The sequence below is a fragment of the Nitrospirillum viridazoti CBAmc genome, assembly GCF_000730165.1.
Taxonomy (GTDB): Bacteria; Pseudomonadota; Alphaproteobacteria; order Azospirillales; family Azospirillaceae; genus Nitrospirillum; species Nitrospirillum viridazoti.
The window spans coordinates 494801-514310 of sequence record NZ_CP022110.1 but is presented as its reverse complement, the minus strand read 5'-3'; the positions used below and the strand labels follow the sequence as shown (position 1 = coordinate 514310).

The 19510-nt window shown below is 68.6% G+C and carries 21 protein-coding genes and 1 tRNA gene; 15 read left to right on the top strand and 7 right to left on the bottom strand.

The genetic code is table 11. From position 1 onward, the window contains the following. Nucleotides 1-4 precede the first annotated feature (4 nt). The 8 genes from Y958_RS02535 (at nucleotide 5) to eat (ending at nucleotide 7809) form a co-directional block, all read left to right on the top strand. Complete coding sequence (locus Y958_RS02535; RefSeq protein ID WP_088870782.1) at nucleotides 5-868, top strand: ABC transporter permease; 864 nt, start codon at nucleotides 5-7, stop codon at nucleotides 866-868. Next, entirely contained in the window at nucleotides 865-1707 is an 843-nt protein-coding gene (locus Y958_RS02530; RefSeq protein ID WP_088870781.1) for an ABC transporter ATP-binding protein, read from the top strand. The genes Y958_RS02535 and Y958_RS02530 overlap by 4 nt, the downstream gene beginning before the upstream one ends. Beyond that, a complete protein-coding gene (locus Y958_RS02525) occupies nucleotides 1704-2606 on the top strand; it encodes an ABC transporter ATP-binding protein (RefSeq protein ID WP_088870780.1) in 903 nt (300 codons plus the stop codon). Before Y958_RS02530 ends, Y958_RS02525 begins: the two co-directional genes overlap by 4 nt. A 296-nt stretch (nucleotides 2607-2902) precedes the next feature. Further along, nucleotides 2903-3796, top strand: coding sequence for a glucosamine kinase nucleotide-binding domain-containing protein (locus Y958_RS02520; RefSeq protein ID WP_088870779.1), 894 nt, complete (start codon nucleotides 2903-2905; stop codon nucleotides 3794-3796). Between the two features lie 79 nt (nucleotides 3797-3875). Further along, nucleotides 3876-4886 carry an SIS domain-containing protein gene (locus Y958_RS02515; protein WP_244909337.1) on the top strand — a complete coding sequence of 337 codons (1011 nt, stop codon included), beginning with the start codon at nucleotides 3876-3878 and terminating at the stop codon, nucleotides 4884-4886. Beyond that, entirely contained in the window at nucleotides 4886-6028 is a 1143-nt protein-coding gene (gene nagA / locus Y958_RS02510) for an N-acetylglucosamine-6-phosphate deacetylase (protein ID WP_244909336.1), read from the top strand. The genes Y958_RS02515 and nagA overlap by 1 nt, the downstream gene beginning before the upstream one ends. A gap of 41 nt (nucleotides 6029-6069) precedes the next feature. Further along, a complete protein-coding gene (locus tag Y958_RS02505; RefSeq protein ID WP_088870777.1) occupies nucleotides 6070-6354 on the top strand; it encodes a transposase in 285 nt (94 codons plus the stop codon). Between the two features lie 78 nt (nucleotides 6355-6432). Beyond that, on the top strand, nucleotides 6433-7809 hold the full coding sequence (gene eat / locus Y958_RS02500; RefSeq protein WP_088870776.1) for an ethanolamine permease: 1377 nt from the start codon (nucleotides 6433-6435) through the stop codon (nucleotides 7807-7809). 67 nt (nucleotides 7810-7876) lie between these two features. On the opposite strand, the gene Y958_RS02495 is transcribed toward eat, so the two are convergent. Continuing rightward, nucleotides 7877-8116: a hypothetical protein gene (locus tag Y958_RS02495; RefSeq protein ID WP_040846647.1), complete on the bottom strand. Its 240-nt coding sequence runs from the start codon at nucleotides 8114-8116 to the stop codon at nucleotides 7877-7879. A 296-nt stretch (nucleotides 8117-8412) separates the two neighbouring features. Between Y958_RS02495 and Y958_RS02490 the strand changes: the two genes are divergently transcribed. Then, nucleotides 8413-9042, top strand: coding sequence for a YitT family protein (locus Y958_RS02490; protein ID WP_004273000.1), 630 nt, complete (start codon nucleotides 8413-8415; stop codon nucleotides 9040-9042). 109 nt (nucleotides 9043-9151) lie between these two features. On the opposite strand, the gene Y958_RS02485 is transcribed toward Y958_RS02490, so the two are convergent. The 3 genes from Y958_RS02485 to Y958_RS02475 form a co-directional block, all read right to left on the bottom strand. Then, nucleotides 9152-9388, bottom strand: coding sequence for a hypothetical protein (locus Y958_RS02485; RefSeq protein ID WP_004273001.1), 237 nt, complete (start codon nucleotides 9386-9388; stop codon nucleotides 9152-9154). Nucleotides 9389-9610: 222 nt separating this feature from the next. Continuing rightward, entirely contained in the window at nucleotides 9611-10549 is a 939-nt protein-coding gene (locus Y958_RS02480; RefSeq protein ID WP_088870775.1) for a S1/P1 nuclease, read from the bottom strand. A gap of 146 nt (nucleotides 10550-10695) precedes the next feature. After that, nucleotides 10696-10781: transfer RNA gene (locus Y958_RS02475), tRNA-Leu, on the bottom strand. A 235-nt stretch (nucleotides 10782-11016) separates the two neighbouring features. Between Y958_RS02475 and Y958_RS02470 the strand changes: the two genes are divergently transcribed. The 3 genes from Y958_RS02470 to Y958_RS02460 are packed head-to-tail and all read left to right on the top strand — an operon-like array spanning nucleotide 11017 to nucleotide 12809. Next, nucleotides 11017-11625, top strand: coding sequence for a YqaA family protein (locus Y958_RS02470; RefSeq protein WP_088870774.1), 609 nt, complete (start codon nucleotides 11017-11019; stop codon nucleotides 11623-11625). A 33-nt stretch (nucleotides 11626-11658) separates the two neighbouring features. Beyond that, nucleotides 11659-12180, top strand: coding sequence for a disulfide bond formation protein B (locus Y958_RS02465; RefSeq protein WP_088870773.1), 522 nt, complete (start codon nucleotides 11659-11661; stop codon nucleotides 12178-12180). A gap of 11 nt (nucleotides 12181-12191) precedes the next feature. Beyond that, a complete protein-coding gene (locus tag Y958_RS02460; protein ID WP_088870772.1) occupies nucleotides 12192-12809 on the top strand; it encodes a demethoxyubiquinone hydroxylase family protein in 618 nt (205 codons plus the stop codon). On the opposite strand, the gene Y958_RS02455 is transcribed toward Y958_RS02460, so the two are convergent. Continuing rightward, on the bottom strand, nucleotides 12810-14939 hold the full coding sequence (locus tag Y958_RS02455; protein WP_088870771.1) for a TonB-dependent receptor: 2130 nt from the start codon (nucleotides 14937-14939) through the stop codon (nucleotides 12810-12812). Nucleotides 14940-15195: 256 nt separating this feature from the next. Here Y958_RS02455 and gcvA point away from each other — a divergent pair, with 256 nt between their 5' ends. Beyond that, entirely contained in the window at nucleotides 15196-16071 is an 876-nt protein-coding gene (gcvA, locus tag Y958_RS02450; protein ID WP_088870770.1) for a transcriptional regulator GcvA, read from the top strand. Nucleotides 16072-16076: 5 nt separating this feature from the next. Here the strand turns inward: gcvA and Y958_RS02445 are convergent, their stop codons facing one another. Next, a complete protein-coding gene (locus Y958_RS02445; protein ID WP_411861176.1) occupies nucleotides 16077-16646 on the bottom strand; it encodes an HNH endonuclease in 570 nt (189 codons plus the stop codon). A gap of 281 nt (nucleotides 16647-16927) precedes the next feature. Here Y958_RS02445 and gluQRS point away from each other — a divergent pair, with 281 nt between their 5' ends. Together gluQRS and Y958_RS02435 are read left to right on the top strand one after the other, a co-directional pair. Beyond that, nucleotides 16928-17776 (top strand): tRNA glutamyl-Q(34) synthetase GluQRS, encoded by an 849-nt coding sequence (gene gluQRS / locus Y958_RS02440; RefSeq protein WP_088870769.1) that lies wholly within the window; start codon nucleotides 16928-16930, stop codon nucleotides 17774-17776. A gap of 114 nt (nucleotides 17777-17890) precedes the next feature. Further along, nucleotides 17891-18370, top strand: coding sequence for a hypothetical protein (locus Y958_RS02435; protein ID WP_004274357.1), 480 nt, complete (start codon nucleotides 17891-17893; stop codon nucleotides 18368-18370). Between the two features lie 128 nt (nucleotides 18371-18498). Here the strand turns inward: Y958_RS02435 and Y958_RS02430 are convergent, their stop codons facing one another. Continuing rightward, a complete protein-coding gene (locus Y958_RS02430) occupies nucleotides 18499-19359 on the bottom strand; it encodes an NUDIX hydrolase (protein WP_088870768.1) in 861 nt (286 codons plus the stop codon). Nucleotides 19360-19510: the final 151 nt, after the last annotated feature.

The window sequence follows — 19510 nt, the reverse complement described above, 5'->3', positions numbered from 1 at the left end:
CGCCATGCGCGCCTTCTTCACCTCGCTTCTCGCCAACCGCAAGGCCAGCATCGGCGCCGGCATCGTGGCGTTTTTCCTGGCGCTGGCGGTGTTCGGGCCCCTGGTGGCGCCCGCCGGCCCCAACCAGCGCGTGGGCCGCCCGCATGAGGCGCCCAGCGCCACGCACCTCATGGGCACCACCCGCATGGGCCGCGACGTGCTGGCCCAGACCATCCATGGCACCCGCACCTCGCTGCTGGTGGGCCTGTCGGCCGGCCTGATGATCACCGCCATCGGCACCGTCGTGGGGGTCACCGCCGGGTACCTGGGCGGCCGGGTGGATGAGGCCCTGAACCTGATCACCAATGTGGTGCTGGTCATCCCCAACCTGCCCTTGATGCTGGTGCTGGCCGCCTTCATCGGGGCCGCCAGCCCGGCCACCATCGCCCTGATCATCGCCGGCACCGCCTGGGGCTGGGGGGCGCGCGTCACCCGCGCCCAGACGCAATCCTTGCGCAACCGCGACTACATCCACGCCGCCGAGCTGCTGGGCGAGCCCACCTGGCGCATCCTGGCCTGCGAGCTGCTGCCCAACCTGGTGTCCATCATCGGTTTCAACTTCATCGGCAGCGTGCTGTACGCCGTGGTGACGGAGGCGACCCTGGAGTTCCTGGGCCTGGGGGACGCACTGAAGGTGTCCTGGGGCACCATGCTGTACAACGCCCAGACCACGTCGGCCCTGCAGGTGGGTGCCTGGTGGGAGGTCGCCTGCCCCTGTCTGGCCCTGGTGCTGTTCGGCAGCGGCCTGTCGCTGATCAACTTCGCCATGGATGAGGTTGCCAACCCCCGCCTGCGCACCCTGCGCCTGAAGCTGAGGGCGATGGCATGACCGCGCCCCTGCTTCAGGTTCGCGGCCTGACGGTCGATTACGCGACACCGCAAGGCGCCACCCGCGCCGTGGACGGCGTATCCTTCGACCTGGGCGCCGGCGAGGTCATGGGCCTGGCCGGCGAGTCCGGATCGGGCAAGAGCACCCTGGCCTTCGCCATCGCCCGCCTGCACCGCCCGCCGGCCCACGTCACCGGCGGGCAGGTCACCCTGGCCGGCACCAACGTGCTGGCCCTCGGGCCCAAAGACCTGCGCCAATGGCGCTGGCGCGAGGTCAGCGTGGTGCTCCAAAGCGCCATGAACGCCCTGAACCCAGTGCTGCGCGTGTCCGACCAGTTCCGCGACATGTTCCGGACCCACGGCATCACCAACAGGGCCGAGGTGGCGGAGCGCAGCGCCGGCCTGTTGCGCCTGGTGGGCATTTCACCCGACCGGCTGTGCGATCATCCCCACCAGTTCTCCGGCGGCATGCGCCAGCGCCTGGTGATCGCCCTGGCCCTGGCGCTGAAGCCCAAGCTGGTCATCATGGATGAGCCGACGACCGCCCTGGACGTAGTGGTGCAGCGGGAGATCCTGGAACAGGTGGCCGACCTGCGCCGCCGCCTGGGCTTCTCCGTCCTGTTCATCACCCATGACCTGGCGCTGATAAGCCAGTTCTGCGACCGGGTGGGCGTGATGCTGCAGGGTCGGCTGGTGGAACTGACCACGCCCGCCGCCATCGCGGCCGGAGAAGGGAAAGGGGGTGCGAACCATCCCTATACCCGCAGCCTGTGGAACAGCATTCCGCCGCTGCACCCGGCCGAACCCGTCCGCGCCCAGCCCGACCTGGTGATGCCATGACCACGCCCGTGCTTCAGACCGAAAAGCTCTCCATGGTTTTCCCGAATGGGAACAAGGCCCTGGACGCCGTGGACCTGTCCCTGCACCCTGGCCGCGCGCTGGCGCTGGTGGGCGAATCCGGGTCGGGCAAGAGCACCTGCGCCAAGCTGCTGACCCACATGCTGCGGCCCACGTCCGGCCGCATCCTGTTCCAGGGCCGTGACATCACCGGCCTGTCCGGCCGGCGGGAGCTGCTGGAATACCGCCGCGTCGTGCAGATGGTGTTCCAGGACCCCTTCGCCGCCCTGAACCCCGCCCACACCGTGGCCCATCATTTGGCCCGCCCCCTGGCCCTGCACCGGCCGGACCTAGACCGTGCCGGCCGGGGCGCCGAGGTTCGCGCCCTGCTGACCCAGGTGGAGCTGGACGCGGACTCCCTGCTGCACCGCTTCCCGCATGAGCTGTCCGGCGGGCAGCGCCAGCGGGTGAGCCTGGCCCGTGCCCTGGCGGTGAACCCGGCCGTGATCATCGCCGACGAGCCCACCAGCATGCTGGACGTCTCGATCCGCCTCAGCGTGCTGGACACCTTGCAGCGCCTGAAGGCCGAACGGGACATCGCCCTGCTGTACATCACCCACGACATCGCCACCGCCCGCTATGTGGCGGAGGAGACGGCGGTGCTGTTCCGGGGCCGTGTCGTGGAATCCGGCCCCACCGCCGCGGTGATCGACGGCCCCCGGCATCCTTACACCCGGCTGCTGCTGTCGGCCGTGCCCGATGCCGGCCGGCCGTTCGACGCGGGAGGGTCGCTGATCAGCCGCGCCGACGCCGTGCGCCGTCTGAGCGAAGGGCCGGGAGACCTGGTTTATGTGGGACCGGGGCACAAGGCCCGGACCGTGGATGAAAGGGTTGCCGCATGAGTGCCGGGGCCATCCTGACGCAATCCGGCGGCGGCTGCGACTGGCCCCTTTCGGCAGCGCCATCCCGATGTGGTCTTTTCCTGGCCTTATACAGCCGAGTCTCGCGGCTCGACGAATGGCCATCGGGACGATCTGCGTTAGTGCATTGTTTCTTATGATATCAGTACGCCATTTTTGACGGTTTCAGCGTTATTTTGCGGATGAGATCAGGCAGCGGAACGTGAATATCGAAAGCTCGACCTTCTGATCTGGTCCACATCTGGTATCATACCATCACCGAACGAACGGGTCTGGGCATGGGCGACTTTCTCTACATGGGCGTGGATGGCGGCGGCACCGGTTGCCGCGCACGGCTGACCAATGCCGCCGGCGACCGGCTGGGCGAGGGCCGGGGCGGCCCCGCCAACATCCGGTTGGGCCTGGACGTCAGCTGGGCCGCCATCCTGGCCGCGTGCGACCAGGCGCTGGCCCAGGCCGGCCTGGACCGTGATGCCCTGTCCCGCACCCATGTCGGCCTGGGCCTGGCCGGCATCTGCCGGGCGGAGGATGAGCGCGCGGTTGAGGCTGGCGCCCCCGTCCGCTGCGCCGGCGTGGCCGCCCGCAACGATGCCCACACCGCCTGCCTGGGCGCCTTCGACGGAGCGGACGGCGCCATCCTGATCGCCGGCACCGGCAGCATCGGCTACGCCCTGGTGGGCGGCATCGGCCGGCCGGTGGGCGGCTGGGGCTTTGAGGTGTCGGATGAGGGCAGCGGCGCCCATCTGGGGCGGGAGGCGGCGCGCGCCGCCCTGCGCGGACATGACGGCCTGGCCCCCCACACGCCCTTCACCCTGCATGTGCTGACGCGGTTGGGAGGTGATCCCGCCGCCGTGGTCGCCTGGGCCGGCACGGCCAAGCCCGCCGACTACGGCACCCTGGCGCCCCTGACCCTGGATTTCGCCGCCGCCAGCGATCCCGTGGCCACTCAACTGGTGGAGGTCGCCGCCGGCCAGTTGACCGCCCACGTCCGCCGCCTGGTGGACCTGGGCGCCCCCAAGGTCTGCCTGATGGGCGGCCTGGCTCCGGTGATCGAGCCGTGGATGGCCCCCTGGGCCCGGCGCCTGCTGGTGCCGGCGCGGGGCGACGCCCTGGATGGCGGCCTGCATCTGGCCCGCGCCGCCGCCCGGCACCCGGCGGAGCGCGCCGCATGACGACACACACCGATATCGCCACACAGGAACCATCATGACCGCCGCCGCCAAACCCCCTAAACACCCAATGGCCCCATTGATGGCCATCGAGGCCGCCGAGTCCGGTGCCGCCAGCGCCCGCCAGATCGCGCGCGCCGCCCCCCTGTTCCGCGACCTGGGCGCCCGCCTGCGCGCGCTGAAGCCCAAGGTGGTCATCACCTGCGCCCGGGGCAGCAGCGACCACGCCGCCGCCTACGGCAAGTACCTGATCGAAACCCGGGTGGGCGTGCCGGTCGCCTCCGTCGGGCCGTCCGTCATCTCGCTCTACAACGCGCCGCTGCAGATGGAGGGTGCGCTGTTCGTTGCGGTGTCGCAGTCCGGCCGCAGCCCCGACCTGCTGCGCCTGGCGGAGGCGGCGAAGGCCGGCGGCGCCCTGGTGGTGGGTTTCGTCAATGACGAGACTTCCCCCCTGGCCGAGTTGGCCGACGTCTTCATCCCGCTGTGCGCCGGGCCGGAGAAGAGCGTCGCCGCCACCAAATCCTACCTGACCGCCTGCGTCGCCTTCCTGCAGCTGGTGGCCCATTGGCGGGAGGATGCCGGCCTGCTGGATACGGTGGCCAGGGTCCCCGGCTGGCTGGACGCCGCGGTGGCCCTGGACTGGTATCCGGCCTTGCGCCGGCTCGAGCTCGCCACGGGCCTGTATGTCCTGGGCCGGGGCATCGGCAGCGGTGCGGCGGCCGAAATCGCGCTGAAGTGCAAGGAGACCTCGCGCCTGCATGCCGAGGCCTTCAGCGCCGCCGAGGTGGTGCACGGCCCCTTCGCCCTGGTGGGGCCCGGCTTCCCCATCCTGGCGCTGACCCAGGACGACGTGACGGCGGAGGTGACGCGCGGCACCCTGGCCAAGGCGGCGGGCCTGGGCGCCCCCATCCTGGCCACCGAGACCGACATCGACGGTGTCGAGGCCTTGCCCGTGGTGCCGGGCCTGCCGGCCGAGGTCGGCCCCTTGGCGGCGGTCGCCAGCTTCTACATGGCCATCCACAAGGTGGCGCGCGCCCGGGGCCTGGACCCCGACGTGCCGCCCAACCTGCGCAAGGTGACGGAGACGGTGTGATGCGGACTTTCTTCCACGGGTGCCCGGTTTTCACCGGCGATCAGACACTGGATGGCATCGGCGTCCTGGTGGAGGACGGACGTGTGCTGGATCTGCTGCCCCTGCCCCCGGCATCCGTGGAAGAGGTGGCCCTGGAGCCCGACAGCCTGCTGGCGCCCGGCTTCGTCGACACCCAGGTGAACGGCGGCGGTGGCGTGCTGTTCAATGAGACGCCGACGGCCGAGGCCGCCCTGGCCATCGCCAGCGCCCACCGCCGCTTCGGCACCACGTCGCTGCTGCCCACCTTCATCACGGATGCCGCCGGCAAGTGGCGCCTGGCGGTGGATGCGGCCGCCGAGGCAGCACAAGTGGCGGGTGGCGGCGTGGTCGGCATCCACCTGGAAGGCCCCTTCCTGAACATGGAACGCCGGGGCGTGCACGAGGCCGCCTATGTCCGCGCGCCCACCGACGAGGACATCGATTTCCTGCTGGGCCTGCCGGCGCGCTTCCCCCAGGGCCGCGTGCTGCTGACCCTGGCCCCCGAGGTGGTCAGCGACGGGACCCTGGCACAGCTGGCGGAAGCCGGCCTCATCCTGGCCGGCGGCCATTCCGCCGCCACCTACGCCCGCACCGACAGCGCGCTGGACCACGGCCTGACCGGCTTCACCCATCTGTTCAACGCCATGCCCCCTCTGATGAATCGGGAACCGGGCATCGCCGGGGCGGCCCTGTCCAGCCCGCGCGGCTGGTGCGGCATCATCGCCGATGGCGTGCACGTCCACGGCGCCGTGCTGCGCCTGGCCTTGGCGGCCAAGGGACCCGACCGGCTGTTCCTGGTGACCGACGCCATGCCGCCCACCGGCACCGATGTCGACAGCTTCGAACTCTACGGCCACACCATCTACCGCCGCGACGGCCGCCTGGTGACGGCGGACGGCGTGCTGGCTGGGGCCGACATCGACATGGCGGCGGCCGTGCGGGGGGCCGTGCGCCTGATGGGTGTTGCGCCGGAGACGGCGCTGGCCATGGCGGCGCGCGTGCCGGCCACCTTCCTGGGGCTGGACGATGTGGGCTGCATCAGGCCGGGCGGACGGGCGGACTTCGTGGAGCTGTCGCAGGCCCTGACCGTGCGGCGGGTGTGGAGCGCCGGCACGGAACGATAGCGCTTGAGAGGACGGACAGGGCCAAGAGCGGGAGAGGGGCAATGAAACGGAATCATTCCGCCGAGGAGATCGCACAGTGCCTGGCCAAGGCCGATGGCCTGCTGGAGCAGGGCGTGAAGGTGGTGGACGTGGCGCGCATCCTGGGCGTCAGCCGCATGACCTATTATCGCTGGCGGCGCGACCAAGCCGGCGCGCCCGATGAATCCGACCTGCGCCGCCGCCTGACGCGGCTGGAGGAAGAGAACGCGGCCCTGCGGCGGCAGCTGGCGCAACTGACGGCGGGCACCACCGACGCCCAATCATTGGGCCTTCTCACCTTCGCCTAAAACAAGGGCAAATCCCCCTCCCCCACACCGAGGTTTCCTGGGCATACTGGTCCGGAAAACGAAACGGGGGCGTGGGGCATGGCGACGGATGGGGCCGGGCTGAGCAAGAGCCTGGGCGGGTGGCATCTCTGGGGCATCGCCGTCGGGCTGGTGATCTCCGGCGAGTATTTTGGCTGGAGCTATGGCTGGGCCCAAGCCGGCACGCTGGGGTTCCTCGCCACCACCATCCTGGTGGCGGTGCTGTACACCACCTTCATCTTCAGCTTCACCGAGCTGACCACCGCCATCCCGCACGCCGGCGGCCCCTTCGCCTACAGCCACCGCGCCTTCGGCCCGCTGGGCGGCTTCATCGCCGGCTACGCCACGCTGATCGAGTTCGTCTTCGCCCCGCCGGCCATCGCGCTGGCCATCGGCGCCTACCTCAATGTCCAGTTCCCCGGCCTGAGCCCCAAGCTGGCGGCCGTGGGCGCCTATGGCGTCTTCGCCGCGCTGAACATCGCCGGCGTCACCATCGCCGCCACGTTCGAGTTGTGCGTCACCCTGCTGGCCATCGCCGAACTGCTGGTGTTCATGGGTGTGGTGTCGCCGGGCTTCACCTGGGGCAACTTCGCCGCCCACGGCTGGTCGGGTGAGGCCGGCCCCCTTTCGGCTCCGGCCCTGGGCGGCATCTTCGCCGCCATCCCCTTCGCCATCTGGTTCTTCCTGGCCATCGAAGGGGCGGCCATGGCGGCGGAAGAAGCCAAGGACCCCGCCCGCACCATCCCCCGCGCCTATATCGCCGGCATCCTGACCCTGGTGGCCCTGGCCTTCGGCACCATGGTGCTGGCCGGCGGGGTGGGCGACTGGCGCGACCTGGCCAACATCAACGATCCCCTGCCCCAGGCCATGAAGGCGGTGGTGGGCGCGGACAGCGGCTGGCTGCACATGCTGGTGTGGATCGGCCTGTTCGGCCTGGTGGCCAGCTTCCACGGCATCATCATGGGCTATTCCCGCCAGATCTTCGCGCTGGCCCGGGCGGGTTTCCTGCCGGCGGGCCTGAGCCGCCTGCACCCCACGCGGCGCACGCCGCACTGGGCCATCCTCGCGGGCGCCTTGGTGGGCATCGCCGCCATCTTTTCCGACGAGGTGCTGGCCTTCGGCGGCCAGCCGCTGACGGCCAACATCGTCACCCTGTCGGTGTTCGGCGCCATCGTCATGTACATCATCAGCATGGCCAGCCTGTTCCGCCTGCGCCGTACCGCAGCGGACATGCAGCGCCCCTTCCGGGCACCGGGATATCCCCTGGTGCCGGCCGTGGCGCTGGGCCTGGCCTGCCTGTGCCTGGCGGCCATGATCTATTACAACCTGCTGCTGTTCGGGGTGTTCGTGGCCCTGCTGGCCTTGGGCTGGCTGTACTGCCGCCTGACGGTCTTGCGCCGCCCGGCCGGCGGGGTGCTGCCGGAGGCGGGACTGTAGGAAGGCGAACGGCCCGGGCGAAGGTGTCCGGGCCGCTTCCTCTTGCCAGATGGCACACTGACCGCCGTCAGCGCGCCAGCATGCTGTTGGTGATGCCCGGGGTGGGCACCTCCAGGTCCGGGCGGCCCAGGCGACCCGCCATTTCGGCGCGCACCACCTTCAGCCGTTCCAGATATTCCTCGGCCTCGTCACCGGCGGTGTCGGTCAGGATCAGGCTGTCGCTGCTCCACCGTTCGATCAGGGGATCCAGGTCGGCGATGCGCTCCTGCAGGATGCGGGCGTACGCGGCGCTCTGGTTCGTGCTCATGGCTTTCCTCCTGCTGTGATGCGTCCCTCAAGCCTTTCAAACGCCGGGGAGATCGGCAACGGGGCAATGGTTCAAGGCCCCTACGCCGAAAGCCCGTAACCTCCCCCAGCCCCTATGCGGTCCGACTAGGTGCGGCCGGCTACGTCCGGCGGACGACCTTGGCCAGGGGAGCAATGACCTATGGCGGACGTCGCGAGGGCCGTCCCGGGGGATGACCTGCCGTGTGAACATTGAAGATCACGTCGCGTTACATTTCAATATAAGATGACATGATAATAGTATTCGTTGGCTGATAAATGATGAATCCAGTCAATCAACAGCACCATAAATCTTATGAGGACCTGGCAGCGCTGGGCATCGGCACGCTGCTCGTCTCGCTGGGCACGGTGCTATATGCCAAGGCGACATTGCTGGTGGGCAGCATCGCCGGCCTGGCCCTGCTGTTGCACTATGTGACCGACCAGGGATTCTGGCTGTTCTTCTTCGTGCTGAACCTGCCCTTCTATGTCCTGGCCTGGCGGCGCATGGGCTGGCGCTTCACGGCGCGCACCTTCGCCGCCGTCTGCCTGGTCACGGTGGAAACGCGGCTGACGCCCGGCTGGGTGGATTTCGCCGTACTGAACCCGGTCTACGCGGCGCTGGCCGGCGGCGGGCTGATCGGCACCGGCCTGCTGATCCTGTTCCGCCACCGCATCGGGCTGGGCGGCATCAACATCCTGGCGCTGTACCTGCAGGAACGGTTCGGCATCCGCGCCGGCTATGTCCAACTGGGCCTGGACGCGGCCATCCTGACGGCCGCCTGCTTCGTGCTGACGCCGCAGCGCCTGGCCCTGTCGGTCATGGGCGCGGTTGTCGCCAACATGATCGTGGCCATGAACCACCGGGCCGACCGCTACCTGGGCCTGACCGCCGACCCGGCGCGCTGACGACCGGATATCGGGCGGGCATCGGGCACAAAGCCCACCCGGCCCCGCGTCCGTCACCAGGACTGGCCAGGGGACGGACGCGGGGGGATGGGGAACTCCGGGACCGCCGCTAACGCACCGTCATGCCGTCGGCGACCTGGGGGGTCATGCGACCCTCCAGATCCGGCCGCGCGATGCGGCTGGCCAGTTCGGCCCGCAGATCCTTGAGGCGATCCACGAATTCCTCGGCCTCGTCATGGGCGGCGCCGGTCAGCCGGAAATGCCCGCTGGTCCACCGGTCGATGAGGGGGTCGAGATCCGCTATGTGCTCCCTCAAGACGAGGGAATAGGTGCTGTACTGGGTCATGGGACACCTCCACCTTTGTGCCTCCATGAAAATCCCGCGCCGGCTCCTTCGCAACTGTTCTCTCGTATTGGTCCCCCTATTTGACGCACATCAAGTAATCGGTGCGAATATTATCTGATAAAGCAGATCGATCGCCAAACCATGGCCTCAGCCGCCGGCGTCGATCACCGTGGGCCGCCGCGCCGAATCTTCGCTTCCGTCAGGTGCGGATGGACCGTGGGTTCAGTACCCCACCGCCCGGTTCACCACCCAGGCCAGGCGCACGCCGGCCATTTCCAGGCGCATGCGGACCAGCGGCCAGGCGGCGGTCTCGTAACCCTGGGCCAGGCGCTCGACCCCATCGGATTCCGGCGCCTGCAGCAGGCCGTAGACCACGTCGCGGGCCAGGCCATGGCTTTCCTCGCCCCAGGCCTGCACCGCCTTGTCCAAGCCGGCACCCTTGAAGGGGGGCTTGGTGGGCGGCGTCTTCGGCGTCCAGGCCTTGGCGTCATAGGTGGTGATGCCGGGTTCCAGCGTGGCCGCCGCCGCTTTGGCCTTGGCCAGATCGATGGAGTAGTCCTTGTTCACCGACAGGCCCAGCTCGCGGTCGACGATGGAGCCATCCCAGACCGAATGCAGGTTCAGGTGGCCGTTCCGATCCTCATCGAAATAGCGGACCTTGACGTCGTTGCCGCCCTTGTCGTGGTTGCGCTCGGCGGCATGCAGGGGCTGGTGCAGGTCGCCCACCAGGTGGACCACCCATTTCAGCGCCGCCAGCCGCGCCTCGGGCGCCGCCTTGGTGTCGGCCAGGATGCGGACCTGCTCCGGCAGTCGGGCGAGGACACAGTTGTCGTCGGCGCAGTCGCGGGCAGGGTCGTAGGCCGGCTGGTCGGTGGGCACGTCGACATAATGCCACGGCAGCGTGTCGGGCAGGCCGCCCTTGTCCTTGGGCAGGTGGCCCACGGTGTCCGGCCAGCTCGCCACCTCATCCAGGGTGTGATGCCCCTCCAGCGACAGCAGCTGATCCACCACCGCCTTGGCTTTGGGCGTCAGCCGATCCTGCGCGATGTCGCCGACGATGGCATGCCCGTTCGGCCCCCAGGCCAGGGCCGGGCCGGCGGTGAGGGCAAGGGTGGCGGTGGAGACGAAGGCGGCGGCGCACAGGCGGCGAAAGGCGGTCATGGGGGTCCCGATCTGGAGAAGGCTGCCAAATTAACCGCTTAACATTGCGCTGTCATGTCGGGTGCGACAGCGAGGCACGGGACGCGGAACAAAAAATGGCCCGGGGAGGGCCATCTTTGACAGTCAGCGATTTCAAAGGATGGAAGTGGTGCCCCCGGTCGGACTCGAACCAACACGACCTTGCGGCCAACAGATTTTGAGTCTGCCGCGTCTACCATTTCGCCACGGAGGCACCGGGCGCTTTCAAGCGTGCGGCGGATCATAGCGATAGAAAGCCGGTGGTCAAGCGCCGCATGAGGCCGGCGGATCGCAGGGGCGCCATAGGGGGGCGCCACGGGGTTGACACGCGGCGGGGCGGGGGCGGCGGTTGCGGGCGCGGGGCGCACCTGATAGACGGGTAGCGCCCGGCCCCACCGCCCTTTGGCCTGTCGCCATGAGGGATGGGGCCCCGCTGTCGGAGATGCCCGTTGCTGCGTAGCCTTTATGACCGCACCCTCGCCCTCGCCGGCCACCGCCATGCCGTCTGGGCCCTGGCGGGTATTTCCTTCATCGAAAGCTCGGTCTTTCCCATCCCGCCGGATCTGCTGCTGATCCCGCTGATCCTGGCCGACCGGCGCCGCGCCTTCTTCCTGGCCACGGTCTGCACCGTCGCCTCCGTCCTGGGCGGCTTCCTGGGCTACGCCATCGGCCACTTCTTCATGGACACCATTGGGCAGCGGATACTGGAGGCGTTGCATCTTATGGCAGCCTTCAACGGGCTGAAGGATGGCTACAACGATGCAGGATGGCTTGGCATTTCCAACGGATTCTGGATCATCGTCGGCAAAGGAATGACGATTATCCCCTTCAAGCTAGTGACCATTGCCAGCGGCGCTTTTAATTTCAACCTGCTCAGCTTCGTCGTCGCCTCGCTGATTTCCCGCAGTTTGCGCTTTTTCCTGGTCGCCGCCCTGCTCTGGAAATTCGGCGAGCCCATCCGCACTTTTATCGAGAAGCGCCTGACGCTGGTCACCACCCTGTTCTTAGTGCTGCTGGTTGGCGGCTTCGTGCTTCTCAAATATGTGCATCTGCATTGAGCCTTTGACCTCCCCGATCTTCGGACCACCGCCATGACCGCCTACGCGCCCAGCCCGACCGCCGCCCCGTCCCCGCTGGCCCATCCCCGCCTGCCGCAGGCGGCGCTGGTGCTGGCATCGGTCGGGGCCCTGGGCACGGCGCTGCTGTCGCAGTATGTCGGCGGCCTGCACCCGTGCGAGTTCTGCATGTGGCAGCGCTGGGCCTATGTCGCCGCCATCGTGGCGCTGCTGCCCGGCCTGGCGAACCCTCGGTTCCGTACCGCCTCGCTGGTCCTGGGCGGGCTGGCCTTCCTGGCGGGTGCCGCCATCGCCGGCTTCCACGCCGGGGTGGAGCAGCATTGGTGGGAAGGCTTCACCACCTGCAGCAGCAGCATGCCCAAGAACCTGACGCTGGATCAGTTGCGCGAGCGCCTGCTGTCCGCCCCGCTGGTGCGCTGTGACGAGGCACAGTGGACCTTCCACGGCATCTCCATGGCCGCCTTCAACTTCCCGGCCTCGCTGGTCCTGGGCCTGGTGGCCTGGGCCGCCGCCCGGGCCGGCGCCAAGCGCGCCTGAGGGAGGCAGCCATGACCGCCACCTCGACACCAGCCGCCCCGAAGCCGGTTGCCCCGAAACCGGTTGCCCCGAAACCGGTTGAGCGCCTGGCCCGCCGCCCCCTGCCGGGCGACCTGGGCACCGAGGCGCAGATCGCCCGCATCATCCGCGTGGACCAGGCGGGCGAGTACGGCGCCGCCCGCATCTATGCCGGCCAGCTGTCGGTGCTGGGCAAGAGCCCGGTGGGCGCCACCATCCGCCATATGGAGGAGCAGGAGCGCGTCCACCTCGACACCTTCAACCAGATGATGGTGAAACGCCGGGTCCGTCCCACCGCCCTGCAGCCGCTGTGGAAGGTGGCCGGCTACGCCCTGGGTGCGGCCACCGCCCTGATGGGCGAACGCGCGGCCATGGCCTGCACCGTGGCGGTGGAGGAAGCGATCGACGCCCACTATGCCGAGCAGGCGGAGCGCCTGGGTCCGGGTGAATCCGAGCTGAAGGCCACCATCGAGCAATTCCGGGCCGAGGAGCTGGAGCACCGCGACATCGGCCTGGCCCATGACGCCGAGCTGACCACCGGCTACCCCGTGCTGTACACCCTGATCAAGGCAGGCACCCGCGCCGTCATCTGGGTGGCGGAACGGGTCTGATCATTTCCCGGCGGCGCCCGCCTTATTCTCGTCGCCACCCAGCCTGTACGTCAGCCTGAGATAGACGATCTGCCCCGGCACGGCCAATTCCGACCGTTCCCGATACTGCGGCGTGTCGATCCACGTCACGCGCCGCACGCCATTGAACACGTCATTGGCGGTGACGATCAATTTCAGCCGGGACGTCACGTCATGGCCATAGGACAAGGTCATCGACTGATAGCCGGACCGCGTACCGCCTGCCTCCAGTGATCGGCCATGCAGTTGCGCCTGGAGTTGCAGGCGGTCGCCCTCCTCCGGCGTCCAGGTCAGGTTGATCTTGCTGAGGTGCGTGAACAGGGTGCCGGTATAATTCTCCCCACCGATTAGCCCCCCGCCGACCGGCATGGTTTCCCGAAGGAGGGACAGGTCGGAACTGAGGCCGACCGCCCAGTCCGGCCCCAGATGGAAATCCACCGCCAAGTCCAGGCCGGCGGACGTGCCGCTGCCCGCGTTTTCCACCGTCGATACCAGCGTCGTGGCGCCCGGTGCGGCGGCATAGCGGTAGTCCACGATATCGTCGGTCAGATGGCGCGCGTACAGGCTGCCGCTGGCCGTCACCTTCGCCGCCGTGTAGGTGTAGCCGGCCGCCACGGAGTCCGTCCGGCTGGGCCGCAAGCCGGTGTTGCCCAGGATGGTGGTCGCGCCCACGATGGTCTGAAGCGGGTTCAGCTGTTCGGTCGTCGGCCGGTCGATGCGCCGGGTGTAACTGAACGTCAGGCGGCTTTCGGGGCTGAGGTCCCGGCCCAGGGATAGACTGGGCAGCCAGCGCAGGTCGCTCGAGTCCGGCATGCCGCCCGTCCCCGTCAGGAACCGGGTCGCCATCGACTCCACCCGCAGCCCGCCCTTGACCAGCCAGGGGCCCAGCAAGCGCTGGTAGCTGGCATAGCCGGCGCTGAGGGTGCGGTTGAGGCCGAAGCGCGCGGCGGGGGTAGCGCCGAACCCGCCGTCATCCGGACCGCCCACCGCCCCCGCCTGATAGGCCGACTGCACCCGGTCCGACTCGACCTCGAAGCCCAGCTTGAGCTGCCCTTCCCGGGGCAGCGGCAGGACATAATCGCCGCTGACAGTATCGATCAGCTCACGTTCGGTGTGCCGCTGGCGATAGATGTCCTCAACAGACGCGGGAACCTGGAAGAGCTGGTCATCGGTCTGGTCGCGCAGCGTCTCATGATCCTCATGGCTGGCCTTCACGCTCAGCGTGTCGCCGCCGATCACGCCCTTGCGGACGTAATCGCCGGTCAGGGAGGCGTGGTCGAAATGCTGCGGGGCGCAGTCCTGGGTGACGCTGCGGCTGGTCACGCCGCCGTCGGGACCATAGACGCCGAGGTCATCCCGATATTGGCGCGGCCGGTGGCGCAGGGCCCCTTCCCCGCTGAGGCTGACGGTGTCGTGATCCGAAGCGGCATAGGAGACGCTTAGGGTACCGGTGGTGTTGGTGTAGGGCACGAAGGTGGAGCGATGCTCCACCAAGCGGCCGGCGGCCGATCCGTCCGCGCTCTTGGCCGTGCGGTCGATATCCAACAGGTCGTAGCGGATGTCGTCCCGCACGTCGGCCGACCCGCTGAACGCCCAGGCGCCCACCCCGAAGGAGCCGGCGGCGGAGCCACTGCGCCGCCCCTGCGGACCGATACCCGCCCCCAGGTCCGCCTTGGCCGCCGGGCTGCGCGGCTTGCGCGTGACCAGGTTGATGATGATGCCGGCATCCCCCCGGAACTCCGGCCCCGGGTCGGTGATGACCTCGATCTTGGCGATGGTGTTGGCCGGCATGGATTGCAGGGCCGTCGCCAAGGGCATGCCGCGCAAGGCCGCCGACGGCTTGCCATCGACCATGACCGTGACGGCGGCGCCGTGCACGCGGACCTTGCCCGCCGGGTCGACACTGACCGCGGGCAGGGCGGTCAGGACCTCGGCGACGCTACCGCCCCCCTTGGCCTGAAGGTTGCCGGCCAGGTCGTAAACCGTGCGGTCGTCCAGGCGCACGGCTTCCGGCGGGGTGGCCGTGACGGTGACTTCCGTCTGCGCCAGCGCCGATGGCGCGGCGACGGCGAGGCCGGCAATGACCGCGTTTCGAACCCCCCTGCCCTTCACCCTGTTCCCCCTTTCATATGCTCTTGGCACAGGCACATGGGCGCACCTCCCCGCCGGCGTGGGCCGGCAGGTCGCAAACGTGGGCGCATGGCTGGAAACGAGGGAGTGGCACTCGCGAAAAGCGGGACGTACCCCGCGCTTTTCTCAGGACACCCCGCCCCCGTCAGTCGGTAATGCCTTAAAATTCCAGCATTTGATTGTCGGCGCAAACGACGATACCTTGGCGCGATCTTGAGTTTTTCTAAGGACGAGCCCCATGCCGCTCAGCGCCATTTCCTTGAACGCGCTACGGGCCTTCGAGGCCGCGGCCCGGCATCTGAGCCTGACCCGCGCGGCGGCGGAACTGCATGTCACGCAATCGGCGGTCAGCCATCAGGTGCGCGGGCTGGAGGAGCAACTGGGCGTCAGCCTGTTCCGCCGCAGCACCCGGGGCCTGATCCTGACCGATGAGGGGCAGGCCCTGGCGCCTACGATCCTGGAGGCGTTCGCCATGATGGAGCGGGCGCTGGACGCCGTCAGCGCAACGGGCCCGGCGGAGATCGTCAATTTGGGCGTGGTCGGCACCTTCGCTGTGGGCTTCCTGTTCGAACGCCTGGCCGCGTTCCGGGCCCACCATCCGCGCGTCGATCTGCGCATCATGACCAACAACAACAAGGTCGACCTGTGGACCGAGAGCCTGGACCTGGCCATCCGCTTCGGCGACGGCGCCTGGCATGGCGTCGAGGCGCACCGCCTGGTGGACGCGCCCATGACGCCGCTGTGCGCGCCGGCCCTGGCCGCCCTTCTAAAAACGCCGGCCGACCTGGCCGCGCATCCGCTGCTGCGGTCCTATCGGTCGCAGGACTGGCCGGCCTGGCTGAAAGCCGCCGGCGTGCCCGGCATCCCGGCGCGGGGGCCCCTGTTCGACGCCTCCACCCTCATGATCCAATCGGCCATGGTGGGGGAAGGCGTCGCCCTGGCGCCACCCGCCATGTTCCGGCGGGAGTTGGCGGAGGGCAGGCTGGTGCAGCCGTTCGACGTGCTGGTGGATACCGGGTGCTATTGGCTGACGCGGCTGTTCTCCAAACCGCTGACGCCGGGTGTGAGGGCCTTCCAGGACTGGATCCTGGCCTGTACGGCGCCCCATCGCTGAAACCGTCAGAACGGATCCAGCTCGGTGTCCCAATAGAGGAAGTCGCGCCAGCTCTCGTGCAGGAAGTTGGGCGGGAAGGCCCGGCCGTTTTCCTGCAGCTGAAAGACCGTGGGCTGGAAGGGGGGACTCAAGGGGATCATGCCGCACACGTGGGGCAGCCGGTTGCCCTTGGCCAGGTTGCAGGCGGAGCAGGAGGTGACGACGTTGTCCCAGGTGGTGCGTCCGCCGCGGGAGCGTGGGATGACGTGGTCGAAGGTCAGTTCCTGGGTGGGGAAAGGCTCACCGCAATACTGACAACAGAAGTGATCGCGCAGGAAAACGTTGAAGCGGGTGAAGGCCGGCCTTCGCGTCGCCGGTATGTATTCCTTCAAGCTGATGACGCTGGGTATTCGGATTTCCGCCGTGGGCGACCGGACGACGCGGTCGTAGACGGAAATGATATTGACCCTGTCCAGGAAGACCGCCTTGACGGTGTCTTGCCAGGACCAGAGGGACAAGGGGAAATAACTGAGCGGCCGAAAATCGGCGTTCAGCACCAAGGCCGGACAACTGTCTAGTGGTGGAGACAATACCACCCCCGCACCGTTCCCGAGGACGGCCGCGGGCCGAACCCACGGCCAGAAATCACCGTCTTATTAGCCTTTCCCGTCTCTCTCGGCAATCCTCGCCTTCGTGGGGGGCCCGCTATTTCACGATAACGTCATACCGCTACCCACAAGATGTGGGGCCGATAGCCTGGCGTACCCCTTTTTGTAGACCCGATCGGCACGCACCACCCGCGCGACTCGGCCCCACGCTGCTGGGACTGACGGGGGCAGGGATGGGCAACGGCCGCCCGCCGATGGTATCAGGGGACATGGACCAGCCCGTCACCCGCTTCGCCCCCAGCCCCACCGGCCTGCCCCATCTGGGCCACGCCTATTCCGCCCTGTTCGGCTGGCATGCCGCGAAGAAGGCGGGCGGTACCTTCCTGCTGCGCTTCGAGGACATCGACCCCAACCGCTGCCGGCCGGCGTTCGAGAAGGCGTTCACCCGCGACCTCGGCTGGCTGGGCCTGAGTTGGCCGGAGCCGGTGCGCCGCCAGTCGGAGCATATGGCCGACTACCGCGCGGCCCTGGACCGGCTGGCGGGCCTGGACGTGCTGTACCCCTGCTTCTGTTCGCGCAAGGACATCCAGGACGAGATCGCGCGGGCCGGGGCCGCACCCCACGGGCCGGAGGGACCGCTTTATCCCGGCACCTGCCGCCACATGGACCCGGGCCGCCGGGCCGAGCTGCTGGCCGCCGACGCGCCGCACGCCCTGCGGCTGGATGTCGCGGCGGCCGCCCGCCAGACCGGGCCGCTGACCTGGACCGACCGCGAGGCCGGCCCCCAGGCGGCCCAGCCGGGCATCCTGGGCGACGTGGTGCTGGCCCGCCGCGACGTCGCCACCAGCTATCACCTGGCGGTGACGGTGGACGACCACCTGCAGGGCGTCACCCTGGTGACACGGGGGCGGGACCTGATGGAGGCGACGCACGTGCATCGCCTGTTGCAAGCCCTGCTGCACCTGGACGTGCCCACCTGGCACCACCACCGCCTGTTGATGAACGAGCGGGGCGAACGGCTGGCCAAGCGCGACGGGGCCGCCAGCCTGGCGGCCTTGCGTGACAGCGGCGCCACACCGGCCGAGGTCTGTCGTCGCCTGGGCATGGAAACGCCTTGATCGGGAATCGACTTGATCAAGAATGGGTCGCGCTCATCTAGCCATGCGCACACGCTTCGCTTTTTAGCGAATTTTTCGCCACCCAGACGGAAGGCCCCGTGGTAAGAACGCGCCATGCCTGATGCCGATACCCTCGCCCACTACCGCACCCTCGTCAAAGACACGACGATAGACGGCAACACCCTGCTGTCGACGGACTACTTCAATCACTTCAACGAAGTGATCATGCTGTTATCCATGCTGGGCGACATGCCGGAGATGCTGGACGAGATCCGCGCCTGGCACCCCAAGACCTACAAGCAGCATTTTGAGGGCAGCGGCCTGGGTTTCGCGGCACTGGCCATCGACGCCTACGACCATGTGCCGCCGGAATACCGCCAGCCCTTCGACCGCGTGGTGGAAGAGCTGGACGCGACCATCGCCGAGGCGGTGGTGGCGCTGGAGGCGGAACAGGATTCGCCGGAGATGCTGGGCTTCCTGGCGACAGACTATTGGCAGCGCCTGCAGAAGCTGGTGGACCGGGGCAGCGCCATCGTCCACGGCGCCACCGAACAGGCCACGCTGGATCAGGACGCGATCGACGCGCTTTTTTAGGCGCCTCAAGCGCCGGCGGGGCATCCGCCCCTTGGCTGGTCCTCGCTGCGCCCTGCGGTGCTCGCTCCGGCGGACGCGGTCGCGTCCTATTTAGGCGCCTCAAGCGCCGGCGGAGAAGCTGTCGCGCTTCAATCCACCGCCCTCAAACCCGTCACCAAATCCATGTAATCCGGCTCGTGATCTGGGCTGAGTTGGCCGTGGCGGATCAGGAAGTCGATCACCACCAGGTTGACGTTGAACTTCCAGTCGTCGGTGGTGCGCACGCTGTCGGCCACGCGGGCCAAGGGCCAAAGCTCGAAGGCCTCGACCTCGCCGTCCGTGTTGCGCGGGATGACGTCGCGGCTGAGCGCCAGGTCATAGCAGAACAGGGTGTCGCGCCGCAGGCCGGCCACCGTGTCGAAGACATAGGTGATGGCGCCCACCGGCACAGCGGCACGGGCCAGGCCGGGGTCCAGCCCCGCCTCCTCATGCGCCTCCTTCACCAGGTTTTCCGCCAGGCTGAGGCCGGCCGGCTGACCGCCCGCCACCATGTTGTCCAGCTTGCCCGGGGCCACGCCGCGGTCGCGGGCGCGGCGCCCCACCCACATCTCGATGCGCCCGTCCGGGCCGGGCACATAGCCGTTCACATGCAGGCCGAAGCCGCGCACGCCGAAACCGGGAATGGCCGCCCGATCGATTTTCAGCAGTTCCAGCTGGCCCCACTGCGCCAGCACCGGGAAATCCTCCCCCCGCAAAGGGGGCACCATCCCCTCCGCCACCAGCACCGCCACCACCTCGGCCACCGCCTGGCTGCGGCGCGCGGGATCGGGGGGCAGCAGGTCCAGCAGGGGCGCCGCTCCGCCCATCAGGCGGAAGGCGTCGCTGAGGCCGGCCACCCGGTCGGCGAAAGCGTGACGCACATGGCCCACCGGCCGGCCGTTGACCGCGAAGGGCAGGAAGGCCGTCGCGTCGTGGGTGTTGCACGCCCGGATGTGTCGGATGAAGGCCATGCCCTGGTTTAGCCCGGCCACGAGACGGATGCAATGCCGCCCGTCGCGGCAAAAAGGCCCCGGTTGATCTATATCAGTTACTATTGCCAAAAGGTTAGGGTCGGGCCGGGGCCCCAGTTGTCTTTACGGATGATTCATCAACCCCGCACGA

Bases quoted from the DNA above. Each gene is read 5' to 3' on its own strand.
- Y958_RS02535 (WP_088870782.1), top strand. From the start codon at position 5: ATGCGCGCCTTCTTCACCTCGCTTCTCGCCAACCGCAAGGCCAGCATC.
- Y958_RS02530 (WP_088870781.1), top strand. From the start codon at position 865: ATGACCGCGCCCCTGCTTCAGGTTCGCGGCCTGACGGTCGATTACGCG.
- Y958_RS02525 (WP_088870780.1), top strand. From the start codon at position 1,704: ATGACCACGCCCGTGCTTCAGACCGAAAAGCTCTCCATGGTTTTCCCG.
- Y958_RS02520 (WP_088870779.1), top strand. From the start codon at position 2,903: ATGGGCGACTTTCTCTACATGGGCGTGGATGGCGGCGGCACCGGTTGC.
- Y958_RS02515 (WP_244909337.1), top strand. From the start codon at position 3,876: ATGGCCATCGAGGCCGCCGAGTCCGGTGCCGCCAGCGCCCGCCAGATC.
- nagA (WP_244909336.1), top strand. From the start codon at position 4,886: ATGCGGACTTTCTTCCACGGGTGCCCGGTTTTCACCGGCGATCAGACA.
- Y958_RS02505 (WP_088870777.1), top strand. From the start codon at position 6,070: ATGAAACGGAATCATTCCGCCGAGGAGATCGCACAGTGCCTGGCCAAG.
- eat (WP_088870776.1), top strand. From the start codon at position 6,433: ATGGCGACGGATGGGGCCGGGCTGAGCAAGAGCCTGGGCGGGTGGCAT.
- Y958_RS02495 (WP_040846647.1), bottom strand. From the start codon at position 8,116: ATGAGCACGAACCAGAGCGCCGCGTACGCCCGCATCCTGCAGGAGCGC.
- Y958_RS02490 (WP_004273000.1), top strand. From the start codon at position 8,413: ATGATGAATCCAGTCAATCAACAGCACCATAAATCTTATGAGGACCTG.
- Y958_RS02485 (WP_004273001.1), bottom strand. From the start codon at position 9,388: ATGACCCAGTACAGCACCTATTCCCTCGTCTTGAGGGAGCACATAGCG.
- Y958_RS02480 (WP_088870775.1), bottom strand. From the start codon at position 10,549: ATGACCGCCTTTCGCCGCCTGTGCGCCGCCGCCTTCGTCTCCACCGCC.
- Y958_RS02465 (WP_088870773.1), top strand. From the start codon at position 11,659: ATGACCGCCTACGCGCCCAGCCCGACCGCCGCCCCGTCCCCGCTGGCC.
- Y958_RS02460 (WP_088870772.1), top strand. From the start codon at position 12,192: ATGACCGCCACCTCGACACCAGCCGCCCCGAAGCCGGTTGCCCCGAAA.
- gcvA (WP_088870770.1), top strand. From the start codon at position 15,196: ATGCCGCTCAGCGCCATTTCCTTGAACGCGCTACGGGCCTTCGAGGCC.
- gluQRS (WP_088870769.1), top strand. From the start codon at position 16,928: ATGGACCAGCCCGTCACCCGCTTCGCCCCCAGCCCCACCGGCCTGCCC.
- Y958_RS02435 (WP_004274357.1), top strand. From the start codon at position 17,891: ATGCCTGATGCCGATACCCTCGCCCACTACCGCACCCTCGTCAAAGAC.
- Y958_RS02430 (WP_088870768.1), bottom strand. From the start codon at position 19,359: ATGGCCTTCATCCGACACATCCGGGCGTGCAACACCCACGACGCGACG.